The 16,996-nt window shown below is 62.9% G+C and carries 14 protein-coding genes and 1 pseudogene; 9 read left to right on the top strand and 6 right to left on the bottom strand.

What is annotated here, in order from left to right; all coding sequences use genetic code 11:
* The coding region (locus tag VF497_RS07845) for a SulP family inorganic anion transporter (protein WP_330887392.1) at positions 1 to 1,026 on the top strand (1,026 nt) is incomplete at its 5' end.
* A 19-nt stretch (positions 1,027 to 1,045) separates the two neighbouring features.
* Here VF497_RS07845 and VF497_RS07840 read toward each other — a convergent pair.
* From VF497_RS07840 to VF497_RS07825, 4 genes are all read right to left on the bottom strand, one after another.
* The gene (locus VF497_RS07840) at positions 1,046 to 1,804 is read right to left on the bottom strand and encodes a slipin family protein (protein ID WP_330887390.1); all 759 of its coding nucleotides are present in this window, start codon (positions 1,802 to 1,804) and stop codon (positions 1,046 to 1,048) included.
* Between the two features lie 36 nt (positions 1,805 to 1,840).
* Positions 1,841 to 3,142: a nodulation protein NfeD gene (locus tag VF497_RS07835; protein ID WP_330887388.1), complete on the bottom strand. Its 1,302-nt coding sequence runs from the start codon at positions 3,140 to 3,142 to the stop codon at positions 1,841 to 1,843.
* A gap of 175 nt (positions 3,143 to 3,317) precedes the next feature.
* Positions 3,318 to 3,974: an outer membrane lipoprotein chaperone LolA gene (lolA, locus tag VF497_RS07830; protein ID WP_330887386.1), complete on the bottom strand. Its 657-nt coding sequence runs from the start codon at positions 3,972 to 3,974 to the stop codon at positions 3,318 to 3,320.
* Positions 3,975 to 4,048: 74 nt separating this feature from the next.
* On the bottom strand, positions 4,049 to 6,331 hold the full coding sequence (locus VF497_RS07825; protein ID WP_330887394.1) for a DNA translocase FtsK: 2,283 nt from the start codon (positions 6,329 to 6,331) through the stop codon (positions 4,049 to 4,051).
* A 267-nt stretch (positions 6,332 to 6,598) separates the two neighbouring features.
* On the opposite strand from VF497_RS07825, the gene trxB reads away from it, so the two are divergent.
* The 4 genes from trxB to infA all read left to right on the top strand — a co-directional run bounded on the left by trxB (position 6,599) and on the right by infA (position 9,841).
* Positions 6,599 to 7,561, top strand: coding sequence for a thioredoxin-disulfide reductase (trxB, locus tag VF497_RS07820; protein ID WP_330887384.1), 963 nt, complete (start codon positions 6,599 to 6,601; stop codon positions 7,559 to 7,561).
* 47 nt (positions 7,562 to 7,608) lie between these two features.
* The gene (locus VF497_RS07815) at positions 7,609 to 8,775 is read left to right on the top strand and encodes a GNAT family N-acetyltransferase (protein WP_330887382.1); all 1,167 of its coding nucleotides are present in this window, start codon (positions 7,609 to 7,611) and stop codon (positions 8,773 to 8,775) included.
* Entirely contained in the window at positions 8,772 to 9,500 is a 729-nt protein-coding gene (gene aat, locus VF497_RS07810; RefSeq protein ID WP_330887379.1) for a leucyl/phenylalanyl-tRNA--protein transferase, read from the top strand. Before VF497_RS07815 ends, aat begins: the two co-directional genes overlap by 4 nt.
* A gap of 122 nt (positions 9,501 to 9,622) precedes the next feature.
* Complete coding sequence (gene infA / locus VF497_RS07805) at positions 9,623 to 9,841, top strand: translation initiation factor IF-1 (RefSeq protein ID WP_330887377.1); 219 nt, start codon at positions 9,623 to 9,625, stop codon at positions 9,839 to 9,841.
* 214 nt (positions 9,842 to 10,055) lie between these two features.
* On the opposite strand, the gene clpA is transcribed toward infA, so the two are convergent.
* Both clpA and clpS read right to left on the bottom strand, forming a co-directional pair.
* Positions 10,056 to 12,326, bottom strand: a complete 2,271-nt coding sequence (gene clpA, locus VF497_RS07800) for an ATP-dependent Clp protease ATP-binding subunit ClpA (protein WP_330887375.1) — start codon at positions 12,324 to 12,326, stop codon at positions 10,056 to 10,058.
* Positions 12,327 to 12,369: 43 nt separating this feature from the next.
* Entirely contained in the window at positions 12,370 to 12,696 is a 327-nt protein-coding gene (gene clpS, locus VF497_RS07795) for an ATP-dependent Clp protease adapter ClpS (protein ID WP_330887373.1), read from the bottom strand.
* A 162-nt stretch (positions 12,697 to 12,858) separates the two neighbouring features.
* Between clpS and VF497_RS07790 the strand changes: the two genes are divergently transcribed.
* The 4 genes and pseudogenes from VF497_RS07790 to VF497_RS07775 form a co-directional block, all read left to right on the top strand.
* A complete protein-coding gene (locus VF497_RS07790; RefSeq protein ID WP_330887371.1) occupies positions 12,859 to 13,347 on the top strand; it encodes an NUDIX hydrolase in 489 nt (162 codons plus the stop codon).
* A gap of 77 nt (positions 13,348 to 13,424) precedes the next feature.
* A complete protein-coding gene (gene mnmA, locus VF497_RS07785) occupies positions 13,425 to 14,519 on the top strand; it encodes a tRNA 2-thiouridine(34) synthase MnmA (protein ID WP_330887369.1) in 1,095 nt (364 codons plus the stop codon).
* Positions 14,516 to 15,139 carry a high frequency lysogenization protein HflD gene (gene hflD / locus VF497_RS07780; protein WP_330887367.1) on the top strand — a complete coding sequence of 208 codons (624 nt, stop codon included), beginning with the start codon at positions 14,516 to 14,518 and terminating at the stop codon, positions 15,137 to 15,139. The genes mnmA and hflD overlap by 4 nt, the downstream gene beginning before the upstream one ends.
* A gap of 411 nt (positions 15,140 to 15,550) precedes the next feature.
* Positions 15,551 to 16,996, top strand: a pseudogene (locus VF497_RS07775) (hypothetical protein); the annotation flags it as partial.

The following is a 16,996-nucleotide window of genomic DNA, read 5'->3' as shown; positions in this document are numbered from 1 at the left end:
TTGTCGATGCCCGCCGAAACGATAGGCTCGCGTTTCGGCGGCATACCCGCGGCGCTGCCGCAGTTCGCGATTCCGCACATCCCGTTCGAACGCACGCTCGAACTGTTCCCGAGTTCATTCACGATCGCCTTCCTCGCCGGCGTCGAATCGCTGCTCTCGGCCGTCGTCGCCGACGGCATGATCGGCGGACGCCATCGCTCGAACGCCGAACTCGTCGCCCAGGGTGTCGCCAATATCGGCTCGGCGCTGTTCGGCGGCCTGCCGGCTACCGGCGCGATTGCGCGCACGGCCACAAACGTCCGTTCCGGCGGCCGCACGCCCGTTGCCGGCATGCTGCACGCGGCCTTCCTGCTCGTCTTCATGCTCGTGCTCGCGCCGCTGATGCGCTACGTGCCGCTGGCGACGCTCGCTGCAGTGCTGCTGATCGTCGCCTGGAACATGGCCGAGATCGAGAGCTTCAAGCATCTGATGCGCGGGCCGATCGGCGATCGCGTCGTGCTGATCCTCACCTTCGTGCTGACTGCGGTATTCGACCTGACCGTCGCGATCGAAGTCGGACTCGTGCTCGCCGCGTTCCTGTTCATGCACCGCATGAGCGAAGTCGTCGCGATGCAGTCCGACATCTCGCTGATCGACGAAGACGCCGATCGCGACAACGAGGTCCCCGACGGCGGGGAACCGACCCAGCGCGCGCAATTGCCCGAGGGCGTGGAAGCTTTCCAGATTTCCGGCCCGCTATTCTTCGCCGTCGCCAATCGCCTCGACGACGTGCTCAACCAGTTCCCGACGCCGCCGCGCGTGTTCATCCTGCGCATGCGTCTGGTGCCGTTGATCGATACCAGCGGCGTCACTGCATTGGATCAATTCCTCGAACGCTGCAACCGTCAGGGCACACAGGTCATCCTCTCCGGCCTGCGTGAGCAGCCGCTGCGCATCTTCGCGCAGATGGGTGTGCGGCCCGACGGTGTCCAACTGCAATTCGCCGAGGATTTCAGCGCAGCGCTCGCACTCGCCGCCAAGGCGTGATCGACGCCGACTTGCGCGGTCAATCCCGCCCAGTGCGACTCAGGAACGATTTGTCGAGAAGATCGATCGGCAGCGGAAACACGATCGTCGAGCTTTTCTCGCCGGCGATTTCGGTCAGCGTCTGCAGATAGCGCAACTGGATCGCGCGCGGATCGGCGGAGAGCAAGCGCGCCGCCTCGACCAGCGTTTGCGCCGCCTGGCGCTCGCCTTCGGCATGGATCACCTTGGCGCGACGCACGCGCTCGGCTTCGGCCTGGCGCGCGATCGCACGCACCATCGTCTCGTTGAGATCGATGCGCTTGATTTCCACGTTGGCGACCTTGATCCCCCAAGCGTCGGTCTGTGCATCGAGGATCGTGCGGATATCGTTGTTCAAGCGTTCGCGCTCGGCCAGCATCTCGTCGAGATCGTGCTGGCCAAGCACTGAACGCAAGGTGGTCTGCGCCAGCTGGCTGGTCGCTTCGTAAAAGTGTTCAACGTTGATGATCGCCTTCTGCGGATCGATCACACGGAAGTAGACGACGGCGTTGACCTGCACGGAGACGTTGTCGCGCGATATCACGTCCTGCGGCGGCACGTCCATGACCACGGTGCGCAGGTCAACGCGCACCATCTGCTGCACGGCCGGAATCAGCAGGATCAAGCCCGGCCCTTTCACCATCCAGAAGCGGCCCAGTTGGAACACCACGCCGCGTTCGTATTCACGCAGCACCTTGACCGCGGCGATCAGCAGCACCGCCAACAGCGCGATGCCCGGTAGTGAAAAGAGGAAGTTCATGACAGCCTCCGGTTGCAGTCAATCAAGTCGTTCGATTCAGATGGAATCGCCTTCAGCAAACGGCACCACGCGCAGCACCAGACCATCCACGGCCTCGACGCGCACCGCCGCGCCACCGCGCAGCGGCACTGCGCTCGCCGCCTGCCAGATTTCGCCGCGGATGCGCACCTGGCCGTGGCCGGCAAAATCGGCAAGCACGACGGCGCACTGGCCGACGAGTTCTTCAAGCCCGGTCACGACCGGCCGGCCACGGGCGCTCAAGGCGAGCCAGGCGAGGCCCAAGAACGCCGCCGCACTGGCGCAGCCGATGCCAAGGATCAGTTGTCCGGAGACGCCGAAACCCGGCATGTCGGTATCGAACAGGATCAGTGAGCCGATCAGCAGTGCAATGACGCCGCCGATGCCGAGCGAGCCGTAGGCTGGCAGTGCGAATTCCGCCGCCATCAGGGCGACGCCGAGCACGATCAAGGCGACGCCGGCGAAGTTCACCGGCAACACCTGCAGCGCGTACAGCGCGAGCAGCAGGCACAGCGCGCCAGTGACGCCGGGGAAAAACGTGCCCGGTGCGTAGGCCTCCAGCGCGAGGCCGTACAAACCGGCGAGCAGCAACAGGTAGGCGACGGTGGGCTCGGTCAGCACGCCAAGCAGATACGCGCGCCAGTCCGGCGGCAGCTCGCGGACGCTCGCCTGAGTCAGTGCGAGCGTGACCGGTCCGCGCACGAGTTTCAGTTCGCGCCCGTTCACCTGACGCAGCAGGGCCGGTATATCAGCCGCAACGATCTCGATCACATGCTGCTCCAGCGCCTGGTTCGCAGTCAGCGTCGCGGCGTCACGCACCGCCGCCTCGGCGAATTGCACATTGCGGCCGCGCAGCTCCGCGAGACTGCGCAGATAAGCAACCGCATCGTTGATGACCTTGTGCTTGAGCGTGGCCGGTTCATGCAGCTCGACCGCGCGTTCGCCCTTGCGATCTTGAGCCTGGTCCGCTGCGCGCGGTGGTTTGTTTGGCTCGGGCTCGGGCAATCCTCCGCCGATCGATACCGGCGTTGCCGCGCCGAGTGCGGTCGCCGGAGCCATCGCCGCCAGGTGGCAAGCGTAGAGGATGTACGTGCCAGCGCTGGCCGCGCGCGCGCCCGACGGCGCGACCCAGCCGATTACCGGAGTGGCCGAATCAAGGATCGCCTGATTGATATCGCGCGTCGCCGCATCGAGCCCACCCGGCGTATCGATGCGCAGCACGACCGCGGCTGAGTGCTCGACCGCCGCGCGCTCGAGGCCACGCCGAACGTAATCGCGGGTCGCCGGGCCGATGCCGCCCTTGATGTCTAGCACCAGCACTTCGCCGCCTGCAGGCGCAGAAATCTCCGCTGCTGACGAATGAATCGCCAGAATGCCGGCCAGCAGCCATATGCAACCTGGAAGTCGCATGAGCGCCTCGCTTCAGGCACCGCCTAACGTGTAACGTGTGGGCTGCGCAAGCGAATTCCAGTGCGATCGGGCGCGATTTTTCGCCCTAGGGCTTGATCGGATGCGCGCTTGCCGCCGGTGTCGGGTCGCCGACCACGTCGACGCCCTTGGGCGGCGTGAACGTGAACTGGTCCGCCGCCAGCTTCGCGTTGCGCTGCCAACTGGAAAAACGAATCTGCGTGCCGTTGCCGAACGTGTCCTTGAACGTCATGCTGGCAAGGCCAGCCTGATCGAAACCGAGGTCGGCGTACTCGAACTGCGGCTCCTTGTCCTTCGACTTGAGGCGCAGCCAGACTTGGCCGTCGTGTTCGCCCTGCTCGCTCGTGGTGAAATCGCGGTCAAGCTGGGAAAGATCGGTCAGCACGGTCAGCGGACTGTGCGCCTCCTCCGTGCCTTGCGCGCGCACGGTGACTTGTTCGAGGTCGGGATCGTAGATCCACACCTTCTCGCCGTCGGCGACGATGAGCTGCTTGTACGGCGCGGTCGTGTCCCAGCGGAACTGGCGCGGCGCTTTTAGCGACAGCGTGCCGCGGCTGGTCTTGGTTTTGCCGCTGCTCGCGTCGCTGACCTGCTGCTCGAAGCTCGCCGAGACCGAGGTCAGGCCCTTGGAGAATGCGTCGAGGCGCGAGCGCGCGGTGTCTGCGGCGGACGCCGTGCCGGCAACAAGACTCAACAACAGCGAAGCGAGAACGGAAACGCGCATGACTCGTGGTCCAGGGAAAAGGCGTAGAAAGTATCCGCAAACCTGGCTGAACGCCGTAAGCACGGCGGCGAGGCTCAAAGTTCCGGCGGCGGCGGCGCCAGCACTTCGCGGTTGCCGTTGTGTTGCGGGGCGCTGACGATGCCCTGCGCTTCCATCATTTCGATCAGGCGCGCGGCACGGTTGTAGCCGATCTTGAGGCGACGTTGCACACCCGAGATCGAGGCACGACGGCTTTCGGTGACGATCGCGACGGCCTTGTCGTAGAGCTCGTCGGAATCGCCGCCCTCGCCGTCTTCGGCCTCTTCGGGCAGGCCCGATTCGCCGATGATCTTGCCGTCGCCGAGTGTCTGCACCTCGTTGACCACGCCGTCGATGTATTCGGGCTTGCCCTGCGCGCGCAGGTGTTCGACCACGCGATGCACTTCCTCGTCGCTGACGAATGCGCCGTGCACGCGTTCGGGCGTGGCGGTGCCCGGCGGCAGGTAGAGCATGTCGCCGTGACCGAGCAGCGCTTCGGCGCCGGACTGGTCGAGGATCGTGCGCGAGTCGATCTTGCTCGACACCTGAAATGCGATGCGCGTCGGAATGTTCGCCTTGATCAGACCCGTGATGACATCCACTGACGGGCGCTGCGTGGCGAGGATCAAATGCACGCCGGCGGCGCGCGCCTTCTGCGCGAGGCGCGCGATCAGTTCCTCGACCTTCTTGCCGACGATCATCATCATGTCGGCGAATTCGTCGTTGATGATGACGATGAACGGCAGCGGCTCGAGCGGCTGCGCGACCGCATCTGGGAACAGATCGGGCTTTGCCACGAACAGAGGGTCGAGCATCGGCTGGCCGGCGTCGGCCGCGTCCTTCACCTTCTTGTTGAAACCGGCGAGGTTGCGCACGCCAACCATCGACATGAGTTTGTAGCGCCGCTCCATCTCGGCCACACACCAGCGCAGGCCGTTGGCGGCGTCCTTCATGTCGGTGATCACCGGCGTCAACAGATGCGGAATGCCTTCGTACACGGACAATTCCAGCATCTTCGGATCGACCATCAGCAGCCGGACCTCTTTCGCCGTCGCCTTGTACAGCAGACTCAACACCATCGCGTTGACCGCGACCGACTTGCCCGAGCCCGTGGTGCCGGCGACGAGCAGATGCGGCATCTTGGCCAGGTCAGTGACGACAGGCTTGCCGCCGATGTCCTTGCCGAGCGCGAGCGCCAGCGGCGACTTCACCGAGTCGTAACGCTCGGAGCTCAGGATTTCCGAGAGGTAGACGATTTCCTTGGCGACGTTCGGAATCTCAAGTCCAATTACCGACTTGCCCGGAATCACATCGACTACACGCACGCTGATCACCGACAGACCACGCGCGATGTCCTTGTCGAGATTGGAAATCTGGCTGCCCTTGATGCCGGGCGCGGGCTGCAGTTCGAAGCGCGTGATGACCGGGCCCGGATAAACGCCGACGACTTGCGCATCGATGCGGAAATCCTTGAGCTTGAATTCGACTTGGCGCGACAACGCTTCGAGCGTTTCTTCCGAGTAGCCCTTCACCTGCTGCCTGGGCAGATCGAGCAGCGACATCGGCGGCAGTTCCTGATTGGCGCCGCCGGCGAACAGAGGAATCTGCGCCTCGGCCTCGGCGCGCTTGCTGCGCTCGATCGGCGTGGTGTCGCGTGTTTCAATCTTGACCGGCTCGCGCTTGGTCTGCCTGACGGTCTCGACCTTGCGCACTTCCTCGCGCTCGACGCGCGCGGCGCGCGCCACGCGCACGTCCTCGACCTTCTTCGCACTCGTGCCAAGCCAGTCGAACGCGCTGAAGATGCCGCGGCCGATCGCGTCCATGAGCTTGAACCACGACAGCCCGGTCGCCAGCGTGATCGCGATCAGGAACAGCGCGAGCAGCAGCAGTGTCGCACCCGGGAACGAAAATCCGCGCATCAACGGACTGCCGATGCCCATGCCGAGAATGCCGCCCGCGCCGGCCGGCAGCTTCGACGCCGCGTCGCTGAAGTGCAGATAAGCCAAGCCGGTGCCGCCGATGAAGAAGGCGACGCCGCCGATCAGGCGCAGGGCCGGCTCGAGAGCCGACGCGGACTCCTGTTCGCGGTCACGGAACAGCGCCCAGCCAACGCCGAGCAGCAACAGCGGGAACGCGTAGGCGAGATAACCGAAGAACCAGAACGTGACGTCGGCAAGGTAGGCGCCGACCTTGCCGCCGATGTTGTGCAGGATGACCGGCGCCGAGGTCGCATGCGACCAGGCCGGATCGCCCGGGCTGTAGCTCGCCAGACACGCGATCAGGTACACGACCACGGTGAGCAACGCGATGATTGCGACTTCGCGCACGACGCGCGGCATGACCTGCGACTTGTCGCTGCCGGCCGTCTTGTTCGGAGTATTTCTGGATTCGCGCGCCACCGCGGGAGTCTACCTTAAGTTAGTCCGTTAACGAATTGTTTTTATAACTATTTCGCAGTCGCGATTTCACCGGCTACGCAACCGAGCGTGGAATCGTGCGGACAACTTGCGTCGCCGGCAGGCCGACTTGATTAGAACGGCTGCGCGCCCCATTCTTCGCAATCCGAAGAAGCGTTCTTCCGCCTGCCAACGTTGCGAGAATTATACATGACGACCCCGAAGCATAGCCGCCTGATCATCCTCGGCTCCGGCCCCGCCGGATACACCGCCGCGGTCTACGCCGCGCGCGCGAACCTCAAGCCCGTGTTGATCACCGGTCTTGCCCAAGGCGGGCAGTTGATGACGACGACCGACGTCGACAACTGGCCTGGCGACGTCGAAGGCCTGCAGGGGCCTGCTCTCATGGAGCGCATGCAGAAGCACGCCGAGCGTTTCGACACCGAGGTCGTGTTCGACCACATCCACACGGCGGACCTGAAATCGAAGCCGATCCGCCTTGCCGGCGACAACGGCGAATACACCTGCGACGCGCTGATCATCGCGACCGGTGCGACGGCGAAATATCTCGGACTCGATTCGGAGGAAAAATTCAAAGGCCAGGGCGTGTCCGCCTGCGCGACCTGCGACGGCTTCTTCTATCGCGACCAGGACGTCGCCGTGATCGGCGGCGGCAACACCGCGGTCGAGGAGGCGCTGTACCTCTCGAACATCGCGAAGAAGGTCACCGTCGTGCATCGCCGCGACAAGTTCCGCGGCGAGAAGATTCTTCAAGACAAACTGTTCGCCAAGCAGCAGGCCGGCAAGGTCGATGTCGTCTGGAACCACGCCGTCGATGAAGTGCTCGGCGACGACAAGGGCGTCACCGGCGTGCGCATCAAGCACGTCGACGACGGCAGCACGCGCGACCTGACCGTGCACGGCATGTTCGTGGCGATCGGCCATGCGCCGAACACCGAAATCTTCGCCGGCCAGCTCGACATGAAGAATGGCTACATCGTCATCAAGACCGGCATCGAAGGCGGCGCGACCGCGACCAGCGTGCCCGGCGTGTTCGCCGCGGGCGATGTCGCCGACCAAATCTATCGCCAGGCCGTTACCTCGGCCGGGTTCGGCTGCATGGCGGCCTTGGATGCGGAGAAGTATCTCGACAAGCTCGGCCTGGCAGGCTGATAGCACCCAACTCGTCATTCCCGCGCAGGCGGGAATGACGGCGAACGATGCAAACCCGCTTCCACTCCCGTCTCGACGACATCGATGCTGCCGCCTGGAACGCCCTGCTTCCCGACGACAACCCGTTCCTTCGCCACGAATTCCTCGCCGGCCTCGAGACAAGCGGCAGCCTGCGCGCCGATTACGGCTGGCGCGCACACCATCTCGGCCTGTATGAAAGCGGAGAACTGGTCGCTGTCGCACCGCTGTATCTGAAGGGCAATTCCCACGGTGAATTCGTTTTCGACTGGTCCTGGGCTGGCGCTTACGAGCGTGCCGGACTCGACTACTATCCTAAGCTGCTTGGCGCCGTGCCCTACTCGCCAGTCACCGGCGCGCGCCTGCTGGCGAAACCTGGTACGGGTACGTCGACGTTACGCACGGCACTGACCACGGCCATCTCGAGTGAAGTCGAGCGCCATGGACTGTCCTCCGCGCACGTCAACTTCGTCAGCGCGGACGATGCGCAGGCGCTTGCGCAAGCCGGCTGGCTCGCTCGCTTTGACTGGCAATTCCACTGGAAGAATCCGTCAGGAGACGGCAAGCGCTGGAAGACGTTCGATGATTTCCTCGCTGCACTCAATCACAAGAAGCGCAAAAACATCCGCGCCGAGCGGACGCAGGTCACGCGCGCCGACATCGTCTGCGAACTGCGCCACGGCCACGAACTCGATGCCCATGAATGGCGTCGGATCCACGCGCTTTACCTCAACACATTCGAAGAACGCGGCAACCACCCGGCCTTGACCGAGGAATTCCTCCGCCATCTCGGCACCACGATGCCGAGGCAGATCATCGCCGTACTGTGCAAGCGCGCGGACCAAATCGTCGCTATGGCTCTGATGCTGCGCTCTTCCGACACGCTCTACGGTCGCTACTGGGGCAGCACCATCAACGTGCCCGGCCTGCATTTCGAAGCCTGCTACTACCAGGGCATCGAGTACTGCCTGCGCGAAGGGTTGACCACGTTCGAGCCCGGCGCGCAGGGCGAGCACAAGATCGCGCGAGGCTTCCTGCCGACGATGACGCGTTCGTATCACTATATCCGCGACGCGCGCTTCCGCGCGGCCGTGCGTGACGCACTCGCGCGCGAGGCAGATGCTCTTCATGACTATTACGCGAAATTGATGACGCATTCGCCGTATGCGCGAAACGCGCCGGACCCGGCGCCGTGATCCGGATTCCAATCCTGCATCCGGGTTCGAACGAGGCATTCCCTGATGTTGCCGCGGCACTAGCCGAACCGAACGGCCTGCTCGCGGCGGGCGGCGATCTGTCGCCCCGGCGTTTGCTCGACGCCTACCGGCGCGGCATTTTCCCGTGGTACTCGCGTGGTGAGCCGATCCTGTGGTGGTCGCCCGATCCGCGCATGGTGTTCGAGACGAACCGGATTCACGTTTCGACGAAGCTGCGTCGCTTCCTGCGCCGATGCGACTGGACGATCCGTGCCGACACCGCTTTCGCCGAAGTGATGCGCGCCTGCGCCGCGCGGCGACCGAAGCAACCAACGACCTGGATCACGCGCGAAATGTTCGACGCCTATTGCACGTTGCATACGCTAGGTCACGCACATTCGTTCGAGGCATGGTCTGGCGACGAACTCGTCGGCGGCATCTACGGCGTCGCCGTCGGTCACATGTTCTTCGGCGAATCGATGTTCAGCGCGCGCATGAACGGCTCCAAGATCGCGCTGCTCGCGCTCTGCCACAGCTTGCATGAGTGGGAATTCCCGCTGCTCGATGCGCAGGTGCACTCGGAGCATCTCGTATCGCTTGGCGCCACGGACGTGCCACGCGCGGAATTCGTTCGCCATGTCGAGAGGCAAACCGCGAAACCAGGTCTCATCGGCCCCTGGCGGGATCGCATCGCATCGACGGATATCCGCGATCTGGCCGACTGAAAACCGCCGCCAGAAGGCCGTTGCACACGCTTCCCGGATCAAAAAGATCGCAAAAAATCCGCGGACGTGGCAGAATCTCGCGCCTTGCGGCCCAGGCGCCGCTGCCCCCTAGCTCGGTATCGATGGCAAAAGACGATCAAATCGAAATGGAAGGCGTCGTGCTCGACACGCTGCCCAACACCATGTTTCGCGTGCAGCTCGAAAACGGCCACGTGGTGACCGCGCACATTTCCGGGCGCATGCGCAAGAATTACATCCGCATCCTGACCGGCGACAAGGTCAAGGTCGAGATGACGCCCTACGATCTGACCAAGGGTCGCATCACCTACCGCCACCGCTAGGAACCTCTGATTAACCTGCTGCGCTCGATAATTTTCGCGCCGGCGGTGCTCGGAATCCTCATTTACGTATAAGTAAACTCCGGTTCCTGCGCTCCGGCGACGCGAAAATTCTCTTCGCTCGCGACGGTTAATCAGAGGTTCCCGAGGCAGTCGCATCCATACAAACAAAAACGGCGCCACAAAGGCGCCGTTTTTTCGTGTCCGCACGTTCCGCCTACTCGACGACGACGGGCTGTTTCTCGTCCGCTTCCACGCGCACGTCGAGCTTGTCGTCCTTGACACTCAGGAATACCTTGCCGCCATCGGCGAGCTTGCCGAACAGCAGTTCGTCGGCGAGCGGACGCTTGACGTTCTCCTGGATCACGCGCGCCATCGGCCGCGCGCCCATCTGCTTGTCGAAGCCGTGTTCGGCGAGCCAGTGGCGCGCCTCGGCGTCGACGGTCAGCGAAACGTGCTTCTCCTGCAACTGCGCCTCGAGTTCGATGAGGAACTTGTCGACCACGCGCAGGATATGCTCGAAGTCGAGCGAGCCGAACTGGATGATCGCATCGAGACGATTGCGGAACTCCGGCGTGAATGCGCGGCGGATCGTTTCCATCGCGTCGGTCGCGTGGCTCTGCTCGACGAAGCCGATCGAGCGGCGCGCCGCCTGCGCGGCACCCGCATTCGTCGTCATCACGAGGATGACGTTGCGGAAATTCGCCTCGCGTCCGTTCGTGTCGGTCAGTTTGCCGTGGTCCATGATCTGCAACAGGATGTTGTAGACGTCCGGATGCGCCTTCTCGATCTCGTCGAGCAGCAGCACGCAATGCGGATGCTTGGTGATCTGCTCGGTGAGCAGGCCGCCCTGATCGAAGCCGACGTAACCCGGGGGCGCGCCGATCAGGCGCGACACAGAATGCGGCTCCATGTATTCGCTCATGTCGAAGCGAATCAGCTCGATGCCGAGCTGCATGGCGAGTTGACGCGTGACCTCGGTCTTGCCGACGCCGGTAGGGCCGGCGAGCAGGAAATTGCCGATTGGTTTGGTCGCGTTGCCGAGACCCGAGCGCGCCATCTTGATCGACGCAGCGAGCGCCTCGATCGCCTGGTCCTGGCCGAACACAACCATCTTGAGGTTGCGCTCGAGGTTCCTGAGCACGTCACGGTCCGACGTCGACACCTGCTTGGGCGGAATGCGCGCCATGCGCGCGACGATGAATTCGATCTCGGGCACGTCGACAATGGCCTTGCGCTGCTCGACCGGAAGCAGGCGCTGGCGCGCGCCGGCCTCATCGATCACGTCGATCGCCTTGTCCGGCAGCAGGCGGTCACCGATGTGCTTGACCGACAGGTCGACCGCGGCCTTGAGCGCCTCGTTCGTGTATTCGATCTTGTGGTGCTCCTCGAAGCGCGACTTCAAGCCCTTGAGGATTTCGAAGCTCTCGGCGACCGAGGGTTCGACCACGTCGATCTTCTGGAAGCGCCGCGCGAGGGCGCGGTCCTTTTCGAACACGCCGCGGTATTCCTGGAACGTGGTCGAACCGATGCAGCGCAGCTCGCCCGAGGCGAGCACGGGCTTGATCAGGTTCGAGGCGTCCATCGTGCCACCCGACGCGGAACCCGCGCCGATGATCGTGTGGATCTCGTCGATGAACAGGATCGCATGCGGCTCCTTCTTGAGCTGCGCGAGCACGGCCTTGAGGCGCTTCTCGAAATCGCCGCGGTACTTGGTGCCGGCGACGAGCGCGCCGAGATCGAGCGCATAGATTGTGCACTCCTTGAGCACCTCGGGCACTTCGCCCTCGACGATGCGCTTGGCCAAGCCCTCGGCCAGCGCCGTCTTGCCGACGCCGGCTTCGCCGACATACAGCGGGTTGTTCTTGCGCCGGCGGCAAAGCACCTGAATGGTGCGTTCGATTTCCTCGGTGCGGCCGATCAGCGGATCGATCTTGCCCGCGCGCGCCTGCTCGTTGAGGTTGCTCGCAAACTCGGTCAGCGGGTTGCCGCGCGGCTCCTCGCCGCCCTCGCCTTCCTTGCCCGGCTCGCTCGCCGGCTGCGCGGATTCCTGGCCGATCTTGGCCACGCCGTGCGAGATGTAGTTGACCACGTCGAGACGCGTGACTTCCTGTTGGTTGAGGAAATACACGGCATGCGAATCCTTCTCGCCGAAGATCGCGACGAGTACGTTCGCACCGGTGACTTCCTTCCGCCCCGACGATTGCACGTGATAGACCGCGCGTTGCAGCACGCGCTGGAAGCCCAGCGTCGGCTGCGTATCGCGCTCGTCGCCGCTCGGCAACACCGGTACGGTTTCGACGATGATCGATTTCAAATCCTTGCCGAGCTTGACCAGGTCGGCGTTGCAGGCACGCATTACCGCGGCGGCTGACGGATTCTCGATCAGTGCGAGCAGGAGATGCTCGACCGTCATGAATTCGTGGCGCTGCTCGCGCGCGTCCTTGTAGCACTGGCCGATGGTGAGCTCTAGATCTTTACTGAACATGAGAGACCCTTCAATTCTTACCAGCGCACGATATGTGGGAAGACTACGCTTTTTCCAGAGTACAAAGTAATGGATGCTGGTGCGACCGCGAAAACTCGTTCACCTGGGTGACTTTGGTCTCCGCCACTTCGCGCGTAAACACGCCGCAGACGCCGCGCCCGCGCGTGTGTACGTGGAGCATCACCTGGGTCGCGCGCTCGCGGTCCATATTGAAAAACGTCTCCAGCACCACCACGACGAAATCCATCGGCGTGAAGTCGTCGTTGAGCAGCAGCACCTGGTACAGCGGCGGACGCGCGACTTCCGGGCGCGCCTCTTCGACCACGGCGCCGTGCTGGTGTTCGTGCAATTTGTCCGGTGTCTGTGCCATCGATGAGCCTGTACGCGTTGCGATTCGAGTATAGCGCCGCGGGCGCCGAAACGTGCCTCTCCGCAGGCCATGTGGTGGCGTCACAATGCGTTTCAACCGCGTCGCATTCATGCGACCTCGGGTAAAATTCTTCGTTCCCCTGAACTCCCTGCTCCGTCACCGATGTTTGAACGTTCCGCCGCCTCTGTCGACGCAGTCTGGCGCCCGCGCGTCACCGTGGCCACCGTGGTTTGCCACGAACAACGATTCCTGCTGGTCGAGGAAGACATCCGCGGCGAAATCGTGCTCAATCAACCGGCAGGACATCTAGAGCAGAACGAAACGCTGTTCGACGCTGCCGTGCGCGAAACGCTCGAGGAGACCGGCTGGACCATCGAATTGACCGATTTTGTCGGTGCCTACCAGTGGAACACGCCCGATGGTAGCGCCGAATACCTGCGCTTCACGTTTGCCGCGCATCCGGTTTGCCACGACGCGCAGCGCGTGCTCGACGACGGCATCGTCCGCGCGCTGTGGCTGACGCGCGAGGAGATTGCCAAGCAGGCAAATCGCCATCGCAATCCGATGGTACTCGGCAACATCGACGACTGGCTGGCCGGAAAACGCTACCCTCTCCACGTCGTCCAATCGTATTTGCGCGTTGATTCATGAGCGCGAAAATCAAGACGCAGCCATTCCCGGCCATGCTTCTCAACAGGTTTTGAATCTTGTCAGCGTCCGAGAAAATCATGGTGGGCATGTCCGGTGGCGTCGATTCGTCCGTCGCCGCGCTGCTGCTCGCGCGCGAAGGCGCGGACATCTCCGGCCTGTTCATGCAGAACTGGGAAGAAGACGAGCGCTTCGGCGAATGCCAGGCCGACCGCGACCGCGCAGATGCGCTGCGCGTCTGCGGCAAACTCGGCATCGCCTTCCACACGCGCAATTTCGCCGCCGAGTATTGGGATCAGGTATTCGAGAACTTCCTCGCCGAGTACCGCGCCGGACGCACGCCGAACCCCGACGTGCTGTGCAACCGCGAGATCAAGTTCAAGACCTTTCTCGAGCATGCGCGCGCGCTCGGCGCGGACAAGATCGCGACCGGTCACTATGCGCGCACCGACTGCCTCGACGGGCGCCATCGGCTGCTGCGCGGGCGCGACGCCAACAAGGACCAGAGCTACTTTCTGCACGCGTTGGGACAGGAGCAGCTCGCCTCGAGCCTGTTCCCGGTCGGCGAACTACCGAAACCCGAAGTCCGCGCAATGGCGCGCGAAGCCGGGCTGCAGACGCACGACAAAAAAGACTCGACCGGCATCTGCTTCATCGGCGAAAGGGATTTTCGCGAGTTCCTCGGCCATTACATTCCGGCCCAGCGCGGCGAACTGTGCACTCCCGACGATCAGCGCATCGGCGAGCACGATGGCGTCATGTACTACACGCTCGGCCAGCGCAACGGCCTCGGCATCGGCGGGCGCAAGGATGCCGGTGGCGAAGCCTGGTACGTCGTCGGCAAGGATGTCGCGAAAAACGTGCTCTATGTGGCCCAGGGCGGCGAGAGTGAATGGCTGCAATCGCGACAGCTTGTCGCCAGCGAGCTGAGCTGGACCGCGGGAGAAGCCCCTTCCGCGCAGTTCTCGTGCACGGCCAAGACCCGCTACCGGCAGCCCGACCAAGCCTGCAGCGTGAACATCGATGGCGCACACTGCACGGTGGACTTCGATATGCCCCAGCGGGCCGTCACGCCGGGCCAGTCGGTCGTGTTCTACGCCGGCGAGGAATGCCTTGGTGGTGGCATCATCGAAGCCACCGACGCGCCTTTCGGCGGTTTGCGGAGCAGAAAATGAGGGAAGAACGCGTCATCGCCCTCGCCGGTCTGTTCCAGGCGATCGGCTTGGTGCGTGCGATCGCGACGCGCGGCGGCGCCGATTCCATGGCAATGCGCCCGAGCATCGCCAGTATCTTCAAGATCGACGCAGACAGCCCCGCGGACGTTTTCGGCGGCCTGGGCCAGTTGCGCCCGGGCCTTGAGACCCTTATCGCTCAGCTCGACGATGAAAAACGCGATCTGGCCCTGACCCGGCTCGGCATTTCGGTGCTGCGCGTACAGAGCCGGCTGGCCCTCCGCCCATCGATGCTGCGCGAACTACGCCGCGGCATCGAGACGATCGCGGCGCAGACGCAGGGACTGGACGCCGCCAATCCGGTCGTCGCCCAGCGTCTGGCCGGCCTCTATGTCGACACCCTCTCGACGCTGCAGCCGCGCATCGTCGTCGAAGGCAATCAGCAGTTCCTGCGCCAGGACGCCCAGATCGCGCAGATTCGGGCCCTGCTGCTCGCCGCAATCCGCGCGGCCGTGCTCTGGCGCCAGCTTGGCGGCTCGCAATGGCGCCTGCTGTTTCGTCGCCGCCAGTACTCGATGATGGCCCGCGGTCTGCTTGCGCAGTGCACGCTCAGCGGCACGTGAGGCCCGGCATCGGCCTGCCCAACCCAGTGGCCGAAAAATACCGCTGAAGACGTTCCGGGGACCGTGCTCGATCTCCTCGCACGCCGTATTGTCGAATCCGGCACAGTTTGCCCCCGCTGTCAGCCAATCCTGCTGCTGTCTATAACTATTTAATTAGTGATGTAAATCACATTTTATATGTAATTTGTATATTTAATCACATTATTTTTGATTAATTATATTAACTAGTAACAATTGTCTATCATTGATTTTGATTTATTTCTAAATATGTGCCGCGATTCACAAATTAAAATAAAATTAGAAGTTAAAAAACGAATGCAAGGGGTTTAGGCATATTGTTTGAATATACGTTTATATGTCCTTGAAGCATCCCCTTGCGTTCTCATCACACAACTTGCAGGGGTAGCACATATGATCAAGTCAAGGACCAAGGCTTCTCGGATTGGTTTTTTAACTGTGTCAGTGCTTGCCGCAGCCGTGAATACGGCTATTGCGGCGCAACAAGCAAATGATCTCCAAGCGGTGCCAGGCAGTTCGACAAGCGCCCAGCAGCTCGCTCGGGCAAAAAACAACATAGTGATCGCGATGTCGATCGCAGACCGATTTACGCAGCAGTCCACTACCGGCGCGGTGGATCCAAATCGAGTGCAATTAATCAATAACCTGTTGAGCGGAGACGCCAAAGGCCTGGAGGACGCTAGCTCTGCAACAACATTGCAGGAAGCGCTGACGGCGGCGAGTGCAGGCGCGGCGCGCCATACCAGCATTGCTGCTAGTTCGAGCGGCTCACGGGGCAACACCAATCCGATGGCGTCCAACTCGGTCGGCAGTGCTTCGGCCGATCTTGCCGATCTAGTCTACACGCCGACCTCCCCATGCCGCATCGTTGACACGCGGCTAGTCGGCGGCCCGGGAGGCACCCCGCTGCCGGATAATTACTCCAGCACGACCTTTGACGGAGCCGGCGGTCTCGCCGACATAGCCACCCAAGGCGGCAGCGGCTGCACCACATTCACCGGGACAATTCCGGCTGCGTTGGTGCTGAACATGACGATTGATTCGAGGAATATGCCGGATTATCCGCCTGCCTATCTATCGGTATTTCCGGAGGGAAGCTCGCCTTTGTCCAGCTGGATGAACTATGTCAACGGCGAAGAAGTCGCCAACGAAGGCATCGCGACCCTGAATCAAACAAACGGCAAGTTCACCGTTGTGGCACAGCGCATAACCCATTTGGTTGTCGATTCATACGGCTATTTCCGTGCACCGACCGCAAGCAGCACAGGAGCGACTGGAGCTACGGGAGCTACGGGAGCTACGGGAGCTACAGGAGCTACAGGAGCTACAGGAGCAACCGGTGCGGCAGGACCAGCAGGAGCGACCGGTGCGACGGGTACAGGCTTTATTTACAGAGGCACATACCAGTCCGGCACGTCCTATTCGAAGGACGACGTGGTGACCGAAGGCGGCACGACCTACGTCTGCACCAATGTTCCCTGCACAAGCCTTGATCCAGCACTGAATTCCGGTCCGGGCGGAGCTTGGAGCGTGATGGCCCTTGCAGGCGCCACGGGTGCAACAGGTTCGGCAGGAGCTACCGGCACAGCAGGCCCGGCCGGTGCAACCGGTGCAGCGGGTCCCGCAGGCGCAACTGGTGCGGCGGGTCCCGCAGGCGCAACCGGTGCGGCGGGTCCAGCAGGAGCGACCGGTGCAGCAGGTTCGGCAGGTGCAACCGGTGCGACGGGTACAGGCTTTATTTACAGAGGCACATACCAGTCCGGCACGTCCTATTCGAAGGACGACGTGGTGACCGAAGGCGGCACGACCTACGTCTGCACCAATGTTCCCTGCACAAGC

This window comes from Rudaea sp. (genome assembly GCF_036383415.1).
Classification (GTDB): Bacteria; Pseudomonadota; Gammaproteobacteria; order Xanthomonadales; family Rhodanobacteraceae; genus Rudaea.
This window is presented reverse-complemented; position numbering and strand designations above follow the sequence as displayed.

What these genes read in the sequence shown, in the direction of transcription:
- lolA (WP_330887386.1), bottom strand. Translation starts at nt 3,974, where the DNA reads ATGCGCGTTTCCGTTCTCGCTTCGCTGTTGTTGAGTCTTGTTGCCGGC.
- VF497_RS07815 (WP_330887382.1), top strand. Translation starts at nt 7,609, where the DNA reads ATGCAAACCCGCTTCCACTCCCGTCTCGACGACATCGATGCTGCCGCC.
- trxB (WP_330887384.1), top strand. Translation starts at nt 6,599, where the DNA reads ATGACGACCCCGAAGCATAGCCGCCTGATCATCCTCGGCTCCGGCCCC.
- VF497_RS07825 (WP_330887394.1), bottom strand. Translation starts at nt 6,331, where the DNA reads ATGCCGCGCGTCGTGCGCGAAGTCGCAATCATCGCGTTGCTCACCGTG.
- clpS (WP_330887373.1), bottom strand. Translation starts at nt 12,696, where the DNA reads ATGGCACAGACACCGGACAAATTGCACGAACACCAGCACGGCGCCGTG.
- VF497_RS07840 (WP_330887390.1), bottom strand. Translation starts at nt 1,804, where the DNA reads ATGAACTTCCTCTTTTCACTACCGGGCATCGCGCTGTTGGCGGTGCTG.
- mnmA (WP_330887369.1), top strand. Translation starts at nt 13,425, where the DNA reads ATGGTGGGCATGTCCGGTGGCGTCGATTCGTCCGTCGCCGCGCTGCTG.
- VF497_RS07790 (WP_330887371.1), top strand. Translation starts at nt 12,859, where the DNA reads ATGTTTGAACGTTCCGCCGCCTCTGTCGACGCAGTCTGGCGCCCGCGC.
- infA (WP_330887377.1), top strand. Translation starts at nt 9,623, where the DNA reads ATGGCAAAAGACGATCAAATCGAAATGGAAGGCGTCGTGCTCGACACG.
- clpA (WP_330887375.1), bottom strand. Translation starts at nt 12,326, where the DNA reads ATGTTCAGTAAAGATCTAGAGCTCACCATCGGCCAGTGCTACAAGGAC.
- hflD (WP_330887367.1), top strand. Translation starts at nt 14,516, where the DNA reads ATGAGGGAAGAACGCGTCATCGCCCTCGCCGGTCTGTTCCAGGCGATC.